Below are 14,835 nucleotides of genomic sequence, written 5' to 3' on the forward strand. Positions count from 1 at the left end.
TGGCGAGGCCTCACATGAGGCACAATATCTGGACAATGCCATTCCGAAGGAGCAGCCGATGGCAACTGTAAAAGTCGATGCGTCCAATTTTCAGAAAGAAGTCCTGAATTCCGCCGAGCCGGTCGTCGTCGACTTCTGGGCCGAATGGTGCGGCCCGTGTAAAATGATTGCGCCAAGCCTCGAAGAGATCGCCACCGAGCTTGCCGGCAAGGTCAAGGTCGCCAAGCTCAACATCGATGAAAACCCTGAACTGGCCGCCCAATACGGCGTCCGCTCGATCCCGACGCTCGCCCTGTTCAAGGCCGGCGAAGTTGCCGATATCAAGGTCGGCGCTGCGCCGAAGACCGCGCTGAGCTCGTGGATTTCCAACGCGTCGGCTTGAAGCGCGGCGTAAGCAAAACCTGAAAGAGCCCGGCTTTGCCCGGGCTCTTTTTTTGGCCGGTAGAAATCCGCCAGGGTAAGGCTTGCCCCTCACCCTAACCCTCTCCCCGCGCGCGGGGAGAGGGGACTGCGACGTCGCCACTTGTCCCTTCTCCCCGCCTGCGGGGAGAAGGTGGCGGCAGCCGGATGAGGGGCGGATGCCAGCAGAGAAGCAGTCTTTTCCGCCTCACCGCGGCGGCGTGCCGTTGTCGGCAAGCACATCGCCGACCAGATAAAGCGAACCGCCGATCAGGATGCGTGGCGGCCCGGGGTCCTCTTCGGTCAGTTCGGCGATAAGGCCGAGCGCTTCCGCGACGGAGGAGGTGGCATTCGCCTCGAGACCGGCAGCGGCGGCATCGGCGGCCAGCGCAACCGGATCAAGCCCCGCATCCGAGCCGTGGATCGGCACGGTGAAGACCTGTTCGGCGAGATCGAGGAAGGCCTTGAAGTAGCCGACCGGGTCCTTGGTGTTGATCATGCCGATGATCAGGAAGAGCGGCCGCGGATCGCGCTCCTCGAAGGTGGCCATCGCTTCGGCTATGACCTGGCCGGCACCGGGATTGTGGCCGCCGTCGATCCAGATTTCGGCGGCCGGCGGCCCATAGTGCGAAAGCTTGCCGCCGGCAAGACGCTGCAGCCGCCCCGGCCATTCGACACCGGCCAAGCCCTTCTCGATCGCCGCCTCCGGAACGTCGAACCCCGCCGCCCGGACGGCGCGGATCGCCGCCGCGGCATTGGCATATTGGTGGCGGCCCGGCAGGCGCGGCAACGGCAGGTCGGCAAGCCCGTTCTCATCCTGGAAGATCAGCCTGCCGAATTCTTCATGGGCCATGAAATCCTGGCCGTAGACGGACATCGGGCAGCCCAGCCGTTCGGCGGTATCGACGAGCACGTCGCGCACGCCGTCTTCCTCCTGATGGCCGATCACCACCGGGCAGCCGCGCTTCATGATTCCGGCCTTTTCGGCGGCGATGAGTTCCACCCGGTCGCCGAGATAGGCCTGGTGGTCGAGCGAGATCGGCATGATCACCGAGACCGCCGGCCGGGCGATGACGTTCGTCGCATCGAATCGGCCGCCGAGGCCGACCTCGAGGATCACGACATCGGCCGGATGTTCGGCGAACAGGACGAAGGTGACCGCCGTCAGGATTTCGAAGACGGTGATCTTCTGGCCGGCATTGGCTTCCGCGACTCGCCGTACCGCCTCGGCGAGAACCGGGTCGCTGACAAGCGCACCCTTGCCGCCCTTGGCACCGAGCCGATAACGCTCGTGCCAGTTCACCAGATGCGGCGATGTGTGCACATGGACGCTGAGACCGGCCGCCTCGAGGATCGCCCGCGAAAACGCGGTGACGGAGCCCTTTCCGTTGGTACCGGCGACATGGATGATCGGCGGCAGGCGGTTCTCAGGGTTTCCGAGCGCTGCCAGCAGCCGCGTGATCCTGTCGAGCGACAGGTCGAACCCCTTGGGATGCAGGGCAAGAAGCTTGTCGATCTCCTGCGCCGCCTCGCTGAGCTGTGCCGCCGCCATGTGCCTGCCTCGAAAAAGATGATCCGCGCATGATTCCTTAAATCGGAATCGAAGCAAATCAAAACACTTAAGCGACGTTTGTGCGCCCAAATGGACGCGCAACGCCTGAATACAGGATTGGATTGGGTCGGGCGCTGCCAGCTAAAGCGTCCAGCGCTCTAGCTTACGCATGTCTTTGCCGCAAAACCGCTACGCACTGCTGTGCGACGCGCATTAGGCCCGCGCTGCGAGCGGCAAGGCCGAAACCTGGGAACCGCTGTCGCGCCTTGCGGCCTCGGCAGGCTTCTTCATCAGGATCTTCAGCACGCGCGCCAGTGTCGCCGGGAGGTCGTGGCGTTTGACGACCATGTCGACCATGCCGTGCTCCAGGAGATATTCGGAGGTCTGGAAGCCGTCAGGCAGCTTTTCGCGGAGGGTCTGCTCGATCACCCGTTTGCCGGCAAAGCCGATCTCCGCACCAGGTTCGGCCAGGTGGATGTCGCCCAGCATCGCATAGGACGCGGTCACGCCGCCGGTGGTGGGGTTGGTCAGGACGACGATATAGGGGAGCCCCGCTTCCTTCAGCAGGTTTACCGCGACGGTGGTGCGCGGAAGCTGCATCAGCGAAAGGATGCCTTCCTGCATGCGGGCCCCACCGGAGGCCGGGAACATCACCAGCGGGCACTTTTCGGCAATCGCCTTCTCGAAGGCTCGGATGATCGCTTCACCGGCCGCCATGCCGAGCGAGCCGCCGATGAAGTTGAACTCGTGCACGACGGCGACCAGCTTGACGCCCTGGACGAGGCCGAGGCCCGCGACGATCGTATCCTCGAGCTCGGTCTTGGCGCGGCTGTCGCGCAGGCGGTCGAGATATTTCTTCGAATCGCGGAACTTCAACGGATCCTGCGCCACCTTCGGCTGCGGCAGCATTTCATAGATTCCGCCGTCGAAGAGATCCTTCAAACGGGCCTTGGCCGGCATCTTCATGTGATGACCGGACTGCGGGATGACCCACTTGTTCTCTTCGAGATCGCGATGGAACACCATCTCGCCGGTTTCAGGGCACTTGATCCAGAGGTTCTCCGGAACTTCCCTGCGGCCGAGCATCGAATTGATCTTCGGCCGAACGTAGTTTGTGATCCAGTTCACTTAGTAGACTCCTGAGGCTGTCCTTCGGCTTTTGCGCGTCAATATGGGCGATTATTCGGCTGCCGCAAGACGTGCCGCCCGCACCCCGGCCGAAAGGCCCCGAACCAGCGCCTCGACGCCGGGGACCGTCGCCTCGGTGACGCGGCCCTCTTCCGTCAGGCTCGAGGCGATCTGGTTGACGATCGCCGTCCCCACCACGACACCGTCGGCCGAGGCGCCGATCGCCCGCGCATGTTCGGCGGTCTTGACCCCGAAACCGACACAGACAGGCAGTTTCGTATGCGACTTGATCCGCGCCACCGCGCCGGCGATCAGCAACGGATCCGGCAGAGCGGAGCCGGTGATGCCGGTCATCGAGACGTAATAGACGAATCCGGAGGTGTTCTCGAGAACCTTGGGCAGACGGCGGTCGTCCGTCGTCGGCGTTGCCAGACGGATGAAGCTGATGCCCTTCTTGAGCGCCGGGATGCACAGCTCGTCATCCATTTCCGGCGGCAGATCGACGACGATCAACCCGTCGACGCCCGCCTCGACAGCATCGTCCAAGAACCGCTCGACGCCGTAGATATAGATCGGGTTGTAATAGCCCATCAGCACGATCGGGGTGCGCTGGTCCTCGGCCCGGAAGCGGCGGGCGAGCTCGAGCGTCTTGGCGAGCGTCTGCCCGGCCCTCAGCGCGCGCTGGCCGGCAAGCTGGATCGCCGGACCGTCGGCCATCGGATCGGAAAAGGGCACGCCGAGCTCGATCACGTCGGCGCCCGCCTTCGGCAGCGCCCGCATGATCGAAAACGACGTGTCAAAATCGGGATCGCCGCCCATGAAATAGGTGACAAGCACCGGACGGCCCTCTGCCGCAACGTCGGCGAACCTTTGCTCCATGCGTGCGGTCATACTCGTTACTGCCCCATTCCCAGAATTTTGCCGACGGTGAAGATGTCCTTGTCGCCGCGACCGGAGAGATTCATCAGGATGATCTCGTCCTTGCCCATTTTCGGCGCCCGCTTGATGACCTCGGCCAGCGCATGCGACGGCTCCAGCGCCGGGATGATGCCTTCAAGCCGCGTCAGGGTCTGGAAGGCTTCGAGCGCCTCATGGTCCATGATCGGCACATATTCGACCCGGCCGATATCGTTGAGCCAGGCATGTTCCGGACCGATACCCGGATAATCGAGACCGGCCGAGATGGAATGGCCTTCCTTGATCTGGCCGTCGCCATCCTGGAGCAGGTAGGTGCGGTTGCCGTGCAGCACGCCCGGCGAGCCGGCGGTGATCGAGGCACAGTGCTCGTCCCCATCGAGCCCCTTGCCACCCGCTTCGACACCGACGATCCTGACGCCGTCGTCGTCCAGGAAGGGATGGAAGATGCCGATCGCGTTGGAGCCGCCGCCGACCGCCGCAACGACGAGGTCGGGCAAGCGGCCTTCGGCCGCGAGAAGCTGTTCCTTGGCCTCCTGGCCGATGACCGCCTGGAAGTCACGGACCATCTCCGGATAGGGATGCGGGCCGGCGGCCGTGCCGATCAGATAATAGGTGTTGTCGACATTCGTCACCCAGTCGCGCAGCGCCTCGTTCATGGCGTCCTTCAGCGTGCCGTGACCGGCCGTCACCGGCTTCACCTCGGCGCCCAGAAGCTTCATGCGGAAGACGTTCGGCGCCTGGCGCTCGACGTCGGTGGCGCCCATGTAGACCACGCAGGGAAGCCCGAAGCGGGCGGCGACGGTTGCCGAAGCCACGCCGTGCTGGCCGGCACCGGTCTCGGCGATGATGCGGGTCTTGCCCATGCGCTTGGCGAGCAGGATCTGGCCGATGCAATTGTTGATCTTGTGCGAGCCGGTATGGTTCAGCTCCTCGCGCTTGAAATAGATCTTCGCGCCGCCGAGCTCGGCCGTCAGGCGCTCGGCGAAATAGAGCGGGCTCGGCCGGCCGATGTAATGGGCACCGAGATTTTCGAGCTCGGCCTTGAAGACCGGATCATTCTTTGCCTTGTTCCATTCGTCCTGGAGATCGAGGATCAGCGGCATCAGGGTCTCGGCGACGAAACGGCCGCCGAAAATACCGAAACGGCCGTCCTCGTCCGGTCCGGCCCTGAAGGAGTTCGGCTTTAGCGGCTGATTCACGTCTTGCTCCCTGATCGTGGCAGTGCTGCTTCGGCGCGGCGGACCGCGTCGAAAAACGCATCCATGAGCTTTAAATCCTTGACACCCGGGGCGCTCTCGACCCCGGAGGATGTATCGACGGCGCGCGCGCCGGTCAGCGCAAGAGCCTCGCCGATATTTTCTGCATTCAGTCCACCGGAAAGCATGTAATCGACGCTTCCGTCAAGCGCGTCGAGCAGTCTCCAGTCGAAAGAGACGCCGTTGCCGCCGGGCAGTTCGGACCCGGCAGGCGGCTTGGCATCGAAAAGGAAACGATCGACGATGCCTAGATAGGAGTCGATCCGGTCGAGATCGGACGCTTCGCGGATCGACAATGCCTTCATGACCGGCAGACCGTAGATCGCCTTGACGGTCAGCACCCGCTCCGGATCCTCGCTGCCATGAAGCTGCAGGATGTCGGGCTTCAGGGCGGAAACGATCTCGTCGAGATCGTCATTATCCGCGTCGACGGTGACGGCGACGATCTTCGCCCGGCCGCGAATGCGCTCGGCGAGGCGACCGGCGTCGTCAGGCTCGATGTTGCGCGGGCTCTTGGGGAAGAAGATGAATCCGGCATGCGAAGCGCCGCGTGCCACGGCGTGCTCCACGGCCTCCGCGGTCTTCAGCCCGCATATTTTCACGTCCATTTTCATGGGAAGCGACCTTGCACGAAATGCCGCGCGAGTCGAGCAAAACCGTTGCTTGGTAGCGCTCATTGTGAGGTGGGAGAGTCCGCGGGGCGGTCACCATCTCAGCCGGCGTATTCTACCACATTCGAGGCGTTGTTTGCGCCCGATCCCGCTGCCGCGACCTTCTCACTGCCAGCGGGGCGAAGGGCATGCGCCCGTCACCAATCCGTCTCTCCCGGGGCGAGGGCCAATTCCAGTCCGGCTCTTCAGCGGCGGGGCTTTCCCCCGACTAACTGAAATCGATGGCGTGCAGCATGGTGCCGTTGCGCTTCAGCCAGCGTCTCGCCTCATTGGTGTCCGGGCAGAGCCTCTCACACAGCGCCCAGAAATCGGGGCCGTGGTTCATCTCCTCAAGATGGGCCACCTCATGGGCGGCGAGATAGGCAATCACCTTCGGCGGCGCCATGGCGATCCGCCAGGAAAAGCTCAAATCCCCCTCGGCGGAACAGGAACCCCAGCGACTGCGGGTGTCCTTGAGGCTGAGCGAGCGCACCCGGCGGCCGATCCGGCCGGCATAGACGGCGACAAGACGCTCCAGTTCGAAGCGCGCCTCCTTTTTCAGGAAATCGACGATCCGCCGGCGCAAATGCTCCTCCGCGCCGCCGACCCTCAGCACCGCCTCGTCATCGACGACCACGGACTCGGTCAGGCCGCGGATCCGGCCGGTTCTCTCGATGCGATGGGCGACGCCGCGGATGAAGATCGTTCCGCCATGCTCGAGCTCGCTCTCGCCGGAGAAGCGCGCGAGCTTGGTCATCAGCCAGCCCTGATGCCGGGTAAGGAAGGCGCTGACCTCGCGCTCCGGCAGGCCCTCCGGAACGGTGAGCTTCAAGGCCCGCCCGCCGGGCTCTATGCGCAGCGTCATTCGCGTCGCGCGCGCGTTCTGCCGGATGGTCAATGGAAGACGCTTGCCGGCCACCTCGATGTCGCGGGTGACATCGACATGCGTTTCACTGCCGCGGCGCCGCTTGAACGAAGGAAACATGAGGCCTTTCTAGCCGATTCGCGGGTCGCTGGCAGCAGCCACACGACATGTCCGGCGTTTCATGTGAAACGCCGGAGGTCGATTTCGTCGGATCAGTTCGTCTCGGGCTCGGGTGCCGGACCTGGGCGATTCTTGCGCTCGCGCATGAAGCGGTCGAATTCCTCCTGGTCCTTGGCACGCCGCAGCTCGCGGACATAGGAGTCGAATTCCTCGCGCATTTCGTCGAGCTTGCGACGCTCCTCGTCGAGGCGGGCAAGTTCCGCCTCACGCCAGTCGTCGAAGGCGACGTTGCCGGTCCGGTGGTGAGCCCAATGGGCCCGGTTGTTGCGGCGGAAGCCGGCGCACATGCGGTCCACGCTGTCGTTGGCGTCCTTCTTGAAGGTCCTCAGCTTGTCGCCGAAGAGGATGTAAGCGAGCATCGCCAGGCCGAGCGGCCAGAACACAATGAAACCGAGCACCATCAATGCAATGGTCGCAGGTGTCCAGTCCGGACGGATCAATGCAGATTGGTTCATCTTCAGTATTCCTCGCAGTCAGCGGGCCGCCCGTTGCGGCCCGATGAAAACGATGTGGGAAAGGCCACGGATGTCTGCAAGATGCACCGCATGGGAATCGGTCAAGCCCTTGACTCTGCGGCAGCAAATCGCTGCCGCAGAGGCGCATCGGCCGCGTGGGGCGGCTCTCAGGCCGATTTGCCGCCCTTGATCAGCTGCGTCACCGGCTTCGAGTGGCGCGAATGCTGGCGCTGGAAGGCGACGATGCGCGGCGCGATCTCACCGCGGAAGCGAGAGCCGTTGAAGACACCGTAATGTCCAACATCCGGCTGCATGTAGTGCTGGCGCATGTGTTCCGGGATGTTGGTGCAGATCGTCTGCGCCGCCTTGGTCTGGCCGACGCCGGAAATGTCGTCGTTTTCGCCTTCGACCGTCAGCAGTGCCGTTCTGCGGATCGCCGTCGGATCGACGCGCTTGCCGCGATGCACCATCTCGCCCTTCGGCAAGGCGTGTTGCATGAACACCACCTGCACCGTCTGCAGGTAGAATTCGGCCGTCAGGTCCATGACCGCGAGATATTCGTCGTAGAAGTCGCGGTGCTTGTCGGCGGCATCGCCGTCATTCTTGACGAGATGGGCGAAGAATTCCTTGTGGGCGACCAGATGGCGGTCGAGATTCATCGACATGAAGCCGGAAAGCTGCAGGAAGCCCGGATAAACCATGCGCATGAAGCCCGGCTGCGGCCACGGCACCGGCATGATGACATTGTCGCGGAACCATTCGACCGGCCGCTGCTCGGCCAACTGATTGACGCCGGTCGGGTTGATGCGCGTGTCGATCGGACCGCCCATCAGCGTCATGGTCGCCGGCGAGAGCGGGTCGTTGTCCGCCTCCATCAGCGCGACTGCGGCGAGAACCGGCACGGCCGGCTGGCAGACGCCGATGACATGGGTATCGGGCCCCAGGTGATGCAGGATCTGGATGACGTAGTCGATATAGTCGTCGAGGTCGAAGGTACCTTCGCTGAGCGGCACCATGCGGGCGTCCAGCCAGTCGGTAATGTAGATGTCGGAGTGCGGCAGCAGCGCCTCGACGGTACCGCGCAGCAGCGTCGCATAGTGGCCGGACATCGGTGCGACGAGCAGCACTTTCGAATCCGCCGCCCGCCCCTTCGGCAGCGACCGTTCGAAATGGACGACGTTGCAGAACGGCGCCCGCCAGACGACCTTCTCGCGGACCGGCACCGTCTGCCCGTCGACGATCGTCTCGGGCAGGCCGAATTCCGGCTTGCCATAGCGCCGCGTGGCGCGCTCGAAGACTTCCAGCCCCGCGGCCGCGGCGCGGCCGAAATAGGTATGCGAGACCGGATTCATCGGATTCTTGAAGGCCAGCCGCATGGCATCCGCCGCGGTGCGCCACGGTGCCATCATGGCATGGTTCATTTCGTAAAGCTGGTAGAACATGGGACGCGTACCCCTTGTTTCAATCAATCCCGGCGCCGCTCCCAGGTCCGACGCAAGCCTTGCGAGTGTTTGTCTTGGTGTCCGCAATCGCTTCCAGACTACCACTTTTCTTGTGCAGTGCAACAAAAAGACCCCCATGCATTTGGGGTCATTTTGAGCAGGGAATCATATTACTAATATATTGAGATAGCATTACGCGGGCCTGTCGCGCTATGACGTTCGTACCTCAGACTGCGGAAATTCCGTAAAAACGGGCTGCAGTCCCCAGGAAAATCGCCTGCCGCTCGGCTTCCGTGCAGTTCGCGGTCAACGCCCGTGCGGCGGCGAACCACTCAGCGTAGCCGGCGTCGAGCAGCACAACCGGCCAATCGCTGCCGAACATGACGCGTTCGGCACCGAACACCTCGATCAGATGAGCGGCATAGGGCCGCAATCGCTCGACCGACCAGCCTCCGCCCGCCTCCGTCACAAGCCCCGACAGCTTAACGTGAACATTGGGGCGGCGGGCAAGCGCCGCCATATCCGTCGCCCAAGGCTCAAGCCGGCCTTCGGCAATGAAGGGCTTCGCACCGTGATCGACGACGATCGCAAGGTCCGGCAGGCGATCGGCGAGCGCGGCGATCACCGGCAGGTGGCGCGGCTGGATGAGTGCGTCGAAACGGAGATCTATCTGCGGCAGCAATTCCAGCGTGGCAATCGCTTCCGGTTGCAGGATCCAGGCGGTTTCGTCGATGCCTTGCAGCATCGGCCGTATGCCCTTGAACTTCGGATGCGTTTTCAGTCGCCGAAGCTCCGAACCGGCGTCGGCGGCCAGGATATCGACCCAGCCGACCACGGCGGCAACCGTCTCCTCCCGTGCGGCGATCTCGAGCAGGAACTCGGTCTCGGCGACATTCGGTGCCGCCTGGACGAGGACGGTGCGGCCGATGCCTGCAGCGGTGAGATGCGGCTTGAGGTCGTCAGGTCCGAAGTCGCGGAAGATTGGCGCGAGATCCGGACCGGGCCAGTCGTTGTGGCCAAGGCCGAGCGTCCAGTAATGCTGATGAGAATCGATGAAGCTCATGCGGCGCCGACCGTGATGATTGCCTTCACAAGCCCCGCCTTGTCTTGCGCCCAACGCGGCAGGTCGTGCACGGCCTGGTCGAGGGTCGTCCGGTGGGTGACAAGCCTCTCCACCGGCACGAGGCCCTTGCCGATCGAGGCGATGACGTGATCAAAATCCTCCCGCGTCGCGTTGCGGCTCGCGACCAGCGTCATCTCGCGCTTGTGGAACTCCGGATCGGAGAAGCGGATGTCGTTCTTCACCACGCTGACGAACACCAGCGTCCCGCCATGGGCAACATGGGCAAAGGACCGGTCCATCGACGCGGCGTTGCCGGTGGCGTCGAAGACGACGTCGAAACCGTCACCATCCGTCGCTTGGGCAATGGCCTTTTCCAGTCCTTCACCGGCCAGGAGGCCGCCGGAAAAGCCGAGCTCGTCCGCGGCGAAGGCCAATCGCTCAGCGCTGGTATCCAGAAGCGTCACGTCGTGTCCGGCGATCCGGGAGAAGACCGCCGTTCCGAGACCGATCGGGCCGGCGCCGATCACCAGAGACCGGGCACCGGGCGCCACCCCGGAGCGCCTGACCGCATGGGCGCCGATCGCCAGGAACTCCACCGTCGCGGCGGCTTCGGGAGAAAGACCGGTCGCCGGGTAGAGGTTCTGCTCCGGCATGAGGATTTCTTCGCAGAAGGCGCCATCGGTGTGAACGCCAAGAACCCGGATCGCCGTGCAGCAATTCGGCTTGCCCCTCCGGCAGGCGATGCAGCTCCCGCAGGAGATATAGGGATTGACGACCACCAGCGTTCCCGAAGCAAACCGAGACCCCGGCCCGGTGTCGACCACGGTGGCGGAAATCTCGTGGCCCATGACGCGCGGATATTCGAGGAAGGGATGCTTGCCTTCGAAGATGTGATAGTCCGTGCCGCAGATGCCGACGCGGCGAACGGCGAGGCGAACCCACCCCTCGGCCGGCGCCGGCGGCCTGGGACGTTCAGTGATTTCCAGGCGACCGGGTTCTGAGCAGACGACAGCTTTCATGGGGCCTTCCTAGCCTAAGGTTCCGAAGCGCGACGCGGCCGGCTTTGGCCAAGCGCCGTTCAACGCGACCCCCGGCGCCGCAGCTGATCGAAATAGACGATCACGATGATCAGCAGACCAGTGATGATGCGTTGCCAGAAGGAATTGACGTTCAAGAGGTTGGCGCCGTTGTTGATGGTCGCCAGGATGAAGGCGCCGAGCAGTGGCCCGTGCACCGAGCCGACGGCGCCAAACAGGCTGGTGCCGCCGATGACCGACGAGGCGATCGCCTGCAGTTCCCAGCCCTCCGCCTGCGTGGCGTTGCCGATGCCGATCCGCGAAGCAAGCAGCAGGCCGACAAAGGCTGCGCAGGTCGAAGACAGTATATAGGCGAGGTAGATCGTCCGGTTGACGTTGACGCCGGAAAGCCGGGCCGCCTCGCTGTTCGAGCCGACGGCGAAGAGATAGCGGCCGAAGCGGCTCAGATGCAGGAAGACGTAAGCCGGGATCGCGACGACGATCACCATCCAGAAGAGGCTCGGAATGCCGAGGAAGTCGGCGCGCGAGAAACTCGTGAAGGCCTCGTTGGTAATCGAAATCGTCGAGCCGTTGGTGATCAAGAGGCCGATACCGCGCAGCGACGTCAGTGTCGCAAGCGTGATGATGAAGGGCGGCAGGCCCATGCGGACGATGCCGAAGGCGTGAAAGGCGCCGATCAGCACACCGATCGCAAGCGTCGCGACGAGCGCCAGCCAGAGCGGCACGCCGGCGGCCAGCAGCCAGGCGACGATGACGCTGGTGAAGCCGACGACCGCGCCGACCGAGAGATCGATGCCGGCAGTGATGATGACGAAGGTCTGACCGACCGCGAGGATGGCAGTCATCGCCCCCTGGCGTAAGACGTTGCTGATATTGTTCGGCGTCCAGAAGGCGCTCGTCGCTAGGCCAAGGAGCAGCCAGAGGACGACCAGCAGCCCGAGGAGCGTAAGCCCGAACAGGATGCTGACCCCTCGCTTCGGCGTCGGCCCTGCGCCGCTTTCTACCGTTTCCACACTCATTCCGTCCTCCCTGCAGTCCTTCTAGTTCTTGAAACGCTCAGGCATTGATGGCCTGCGCCAGGACATCCTCGTGGCTGGCGGCGCGGTAGTCGTGGCTTGCCACCAGCCGCCCCTGCCGGAACACGTGCAGGCGATCCGCAAGCTCGTAGACTTCCGGCAGATAAGAGGAGATCAGGATGATCCCTGCCCCCTTTTCGAGCAGCCGCGCGAAGAGCCGGTAGATTTCCGCCTTGGTACCGACGTCGACGCCGACGGTCGGCTCGTCGAAGATAAAGAGTTTCGCGCCGTGGCTCAGCCATTTGCCGATGACGATTTTCTGCTGGTTGCCGCCGGACATGGCGGAGGCGAGCACGCGCCGCGACGGCGTCTTGATCTGCAGATCGCGGATCTGCCGATCGGCGTTGGCGGCCTCATCGGCGCGGCTGATTGTCAGTCCGCGCGTCAATCGCCGAAAGACCGGCAGGTTGATGTTGAGGCCGATCGGCAGGTTGAGGCAGAGGCCCTGGTCGCGGCGGCTTTCCGGCGCGAGCGCGATGCCGAGTTGCATCGCCTGGCGCTCGTTGTCGATTTCGACCTTGCGGCCCTGCCAAAAGACCTCTCCGGCGGTGAGCCGATGACGGCCGTAGAGGCCGAGCGCGAATTCGCTGCGCCCCGCGCCGATCAGCCCATAGAGCCCGACGATCTCGCCGGCCCTGACGGAGAGCGATATGTCGGCGAAGCCCGGCCCGGAAAGCCCGCGCGCCTCGACGATCGTTTCGCCCAGGGCAAACTGCTCCTTGTGGTAGATCTGCTCGATGGTGCGGTTGATCATCAGGGCGATCAGCTCCGCCTCGTTCGTCTCGCCGATATGGCGGGTACCCACATGCGTGCCATCGCGCAGCACCGAGACGCGGTCGGCAAGCTCGAAGACCTCTTCGAGGCGATGGCTGATATAGACGATGGTGACGCCGTCGCCCTGCAGCCGGCGAATGAGGCGGAAAAGCTGGGCGGATTCCTGCCGCGTCAGATAGGCGGTCGGCTCGTCGAAGATCAGGAAGCGCGTGCCGCGCATCGCGGCGCGTGCGGTCGCGACCAGCTGCTGCTGGCCGATCGTCAGGCTGCCGAGGGTCGCGTCGGCCGGCAGGTTGAAGCCGAGGTCGTCGAGCACACCCTGGGCCGCATTCGTCATCGCCCTCTTACGCATGACACCGCGGCGGTTCATCTCGTCGCCGAGGAACATATTGGCCGCGACGCTCAGATGCGGGCAGAGCACCACCTCCTGATGAACGGCATTGATGCCACGGGCAATCGCCTCGTTGGGGCTTGCAAGCAGGACCGGCTCGCCTTGCCAGAACACCTCGCCGGCGGTCCGCGGTATGACGCCGGTCAGCAGCTTGATCAGCGTCGACTTGCCTGCACCGTTTTCGCCGACGATCGCGTGGATCTCGCCGGAAAGGAAGGTGATGGTGGCGGGCTTCAGCGCCTGGACGGCACCATAATTCTTCTGCAGGCCACGCAGCTCCAGGATCGGCTTGCCTTTCGCAACGGCCGCCTCGAGTTCGCCTTCATGCCGTTGGCTGACCTCTTGAAGCCCTGTCATAACACCCTCCTCACTTTCGGTTTGCGACGGCCAACTCCTCTTCCGGCCGTCGCACCAAAGACGAATCGTGGCGCAGGACACCCACGCCACGACTTGAGCGTCAGGTCAGTTGACCTTCGGATTCAGCAGCGCGTCGATCTTCGGCTCGACCATGTTGGCCTTGGTCACCAGGTTCGCGCCGGTATCGACATTGGCCTCGACCTTCTCGCCCTTCGAAACCGCGAGCGCCGTCTTCACGCCATCATAACCCATGCGATAGGGATCCTGCACGACCAGCCCGGCGAGTACGCCTTCCTTGAGGAAGCCGACGGTCTTTTCGTCGCTGTCGAAGCCGATGACCTTGATCTTGTCGCCCAGCTTGTTCTCGGCAATCGCCTGGCCGGCTCCCTGCGCCATGATCAGGTTGGAGGCGAAGACGCCGACGAGGTTCGGGTTGGCGGTGATCAGGTCGGTCATGATGTTGAGGCCGGTCGTCGCCTGGCCGTCGGCATATTTGTCGGCGACCACCTTGAGGCCCGGATACTTGGTCTTGACCTGATCGAGGAAGCCTTCACGGCGCTGGTCGAGCGAACCGACGCCCGGAAGGCTGGTAATGATGGCGACTTCGCCCTCTTCCTTGCCGGTCGCTTCCTTGATCGCCGCGGCAAGACCGTCGGCGGCGATGCGGCCACCCTGGACGTTGTCGGTCGTCAGGAACGACGAGAAAGCCTTCGAATCGGCGCCCGAATCGATGCCGATGATCGGAACCGCCTTGGCGGCCTCGTCGATCGGCTTGCCAAGCGCCTTGAATTCGGTCGGGGCGATGACGACCGCGGCCGGCGCACCGGCGACGGCGTTCTCGAGGATGCTGATCTGGCCGTTGATGTCGGATTCGGACTGCGCGCCGAGTTCCGGCACGTTGACGCCGAGGTCCTTGCCGGCGGCACGCGCGCCCGCCAGGACGATCTGCCAATAGAAGGACGTGGTGTCCTTGACGATGATCGGCACGGTGACGTCCTGCGCGAAGGACGACACCGGCACCAGGGCGGCGACAAAGGCTGCGCCGGCAAGCGCATTGAAAGCCCGGCGGGAAAGAATGCGTCTGGCAATACTCATCAGGTTTCTCCTCTCAATTCACACCTTGTTCCGTTATCGAGATCGATCCGCCAGGTGCTTGCGTATCGTCTTTTATCCATAAAAAACATTTTGGCACGCTAATTCAGACAAGTTGAATTGGCAAGCCCACTGTTGATTGATTCTCTTCATTGCGTTCCTCCCAAGACGCAAGAAGGATCACCCGCCCCTTCCGGCAG

At 63.7% G+C, this 14,835-nt stretch carries 14 protein-coding genes; 1 reads left to right on the forward strand and 13 read right to left on the reverse strand.

Annotated features, from left to right (window positions below):
* Window positions 1-58: 58 nt before the first annotated feature.
* A complete protein-coding gene (gene trxA, locus N181_RS15995; RefSeq protein ID WP_012709859.1) occupies window positions 59-382 on the forward strand; it encodes a thioredoxin in 324 nt (107 codons plus the stop codon).
* Between the two features lie 225 nt (window positions 383-607).
* On the opposite strand, the gene N181_RS16000 is transcribed toward trxA, so the two are convergent.
* From N181_RS16000 to N181_RS16060, 13 genes are all read right to left on the reverse strand, one after another.
* Window positions 608-1,951 carry a bifunctional folylpolyglutamate synthase/dihydrofolate synthase gene (locus N181_RS16000; RefSeq protein WP_014330401.1) on the reverse strand — a complete coding sequence of 448 codons (1,344 nt, stop codon included), beginning with the start codon at window positions 1,949-1,951 and terminating at the stop codon, window positions 608-610.
* Between the two features lie 213 nt (window positions 1,952-2,164).
* Window positions 2,165-3,079: an acetyl-CoA carboxylase, carboxyltransferase subunit beta gene (accD, locus tag N181_RS16005; RefSeq protein ID WP_014330400.1), complete on the reverse strand. Its 915-nt coding sequence runs from the start codon at window positions 3,077-3,079 to the stop codon at window positions 2,165-2,167.
* 51 nt (window positions 3,080-3,130) lie between these two features.
* Window positions 3,131-3,970 carry a tryptophan synthase subunit alpha gene (trpA, locus tag N181_RS16010; protein ID WP_014330399.1) on the reverse strand — a complete coding sequence of 280 codons (840 nt, stop codon included), beginning with the start codon at window positions 3,968-3,970 and terminating at the stop codon, window positions 3,131-3,133.
* A gap of 5 nt (window positions 3,971-3,975) precedes the next feature.
* Window positions 3,976-5,196 carry a tryptophan synthase subunit beta gene (gene trpB / locus N181_RS16015; protein WP_014330398.1) on the reverse strand — a complete coding sequence of 407 codons (1,221 nt, stop codon included), beginning with the start codon at window positions 5,194-5,196 and terminating at the stop codon, window positions 3,976-3,978.
* Window positions 5,193-5,867, reverse strand: coding sequence for a phosphoribosylanthranilate isomerase (locus tag N181_RS16020; protein ID WP_014330397.1), 675 nt, complete (start codon window positions 5,865-5,867; stop codon window positions 5,193-5,195). Before N181_RS16020 ends, trpB begins: the two co-directional genes overlap by 4 nt.
* Window positions 5,868-6,132: 265 nt before the next feature.
* Window positions 6,133-6,888, reverse strand: coding sequence for a M48 family metallopeptidase (locus N181_RS16025; RefSeq protein WP_014330396.1), 756 nt, complete (start codon window positions 6,886-6,888; stop codon window positions 6,133-6,135).
* Between the two features lie 92 nt (window positions 6,889-6,980).
* Window positions 6,981-7,403, reverse strand: a complete 423-nt coding sequence (locus tag N181_RS16030) for a DUF2852 domain-containing protein (RefSeq protein ID WP_014330395.1) — start codon at window positions 7,401-7,403, stop codon at window positions 6,981-6,983.
* Window positions 7,404-7,570: 167 nt separating this feature from the next.
* The gene (gene phaZ, locus N181_RS16035; RefSeq protein ID WP_037398185.1) at window positions 7,571-8,845 is read right to left on the reverse strand and encodes a polyhydroxyalkanoate depolymerase; all 1,275 of its coding nucleotides are present in this window, start codon (window positions 8,843-8,845) and stop codon (window positions 7,571-7,573) included.
* Window positions 8,846-9,071: 226 nt separating this feature from the next.
* Window positions 9,072-9,908: an amidohydrolase family protein gene (locus N181_RS16040; protein ID WP_037398188.1), complete on the reverse strand. Its 837-nt coding sequence runs from the start codon at window positions 9,906-9,908 to the stop codon at window positions 9,072-9,074.
* Complete coding sequence (locus N181_RS16045) at window positions 9,905-10,927, reverse strand: zinc-binding alcohol dehydrogenase family protein (protein WP_014330392.1); 1,023 nt, start codon at window positions 10,925-10,927, stop codon at window positions 9,905-9,907. Before N181_RS16045 ends, N181_RS16040 begins: the two co-directional genes overlap by 4 nt.
* 59 nt (window positions 10,928-10,986) lie before the next feature.
* Window positions 10,987-11,964 carry an ABC transporter permease gene (locus N181_RS16050; RefSeq protein ID WP_037398191.1) on the reverse strand — a complete coding sequence of 326 codons (978 nt, stop codon included), beginning with the start codon at window positions 11,962-11,964 and terminating at the stop codon, window positions 10,987-10,989.
* 37 nt (window positions 11,965-12,001) lie between these two features.
* On the reverse strand, window positions 12,002-13,543 hold the full coding sequence (locus N181_RS16055; RefSeq protein ID WP_014330390.1) for a sugar ABC transporter ATP-binding protein: 1,542 nt from the start codon (window positions 13,541-13,543) through the stop codon (window positions 12,002-12,004).
* A 105-nt stretch (window positions 13,544-13,648) separates the two neighbouring features.
* Window positions 13,649-14,638, reverse strand: coding sequence for an ABC transporter substrate-binding protein (locus N181_RS16060; RefSeq protein WP_014330389.1), 990 nt, complete (start codon window positions 14,636-14,638; stop codon window positions 13,649-13,651).
* Window positions 14,639-14,835: the final 197 nt, after the last annotated feature.

Source organism: Sinorhizobium fredii USDA 205, assembly GCF_001461695.1.
Classification (GTDB): domain Bacteria; phylum Pseudomonadota; class Alphaproteobacteria; order Rhizobiales; family Rhizobiaceae; genus Sinorhizobium; species Sinorhizobium fredii.

Bases quoted from the DNA above. Each gene is read 5' to 3' on its own strand.
- trxA (WP_012709859.1), top strand. From the start codon at position 59: ATGGCAACTGTAAAAGTCGATGCGTCCAATTTTCAGAAAGAAGTCCTG.
- N181_RS16000 (WP_014330401.1), bottom strand. From the start codon at position 1,951: ATGGCGGCGGCACAGCTCAGCGAGGCGGCGCAGGAGATCGACAAGCTT.
- trpA (WP_014330399.1), bottom strand. From the start codon at position 3,970: ATGACCGCACGCATGGAGCAAAGGTTCGCCGACGTTGCGGCAGAGGGC.
- N181_RS16020 (WP_014330397.1), bottom strand. From the start codon at position 5,867: ATGAAAATGGACGTGAAAATATGCGGGCTGAAGACCGCGGAGGCCGTG.
- N181_RS16025 (WP_014330396.1), bottom strand. From the start codon at position 6,888: ATGTTTCCTTCGTTCAAGCGGCGCCGCGGCAGTGAAACGCATGTCGAT.
- N181_RS16030 (WP_014330395.1), bottom strand. From the start codon at position 7,403: ATGAACCAATCTGCATTGATCCGTCCGGACTGGACACCTGCGACCATT.
- phaZ (WP_037398185.1), bottom strand. From the start codon at position 8,845: ATGTTCTACCAGCTTTACGAAATGAACCATGCCATGATGGCACCGTGG.
- N181_RS16040 (WP_037398188.1), bottom strand. From the start codon at position 9,908: ATGAGCTTCATCGATTCTCATCAGCATTACTGGACGCTCGGCCTTGGC.
- N181_RS16045 (WP_014330392.1), bottom strand. From the start codon at position 10,927: ATGAAAGCTGTCGTCTGCTCAGAACCCGGTCGCCTGGAAATCACTGAA.
- N181_RS16050 (WP_037398191.1), bottom strand. From the start codon at position 11,964: ATGAGTGTGGAAACGGTAGAAAGCGGCGCAGGGCCGACGCCGAAGCGA.
- N181_RS16055 (WP_014330390.1), bottom strand. From the start codon at position 13,543: ATGACAGGGCTTCAAGAGGTCAGCCAACGGCATGAAGGCGAACTCGAG.
- N181_RS16060 (WP_014330389.1), bottom strand. From the start codon at position 14,638: ATGAGTATTGCCAGACGCATTCTTTCCCGCCGGGCTTTCAATGCGCTT.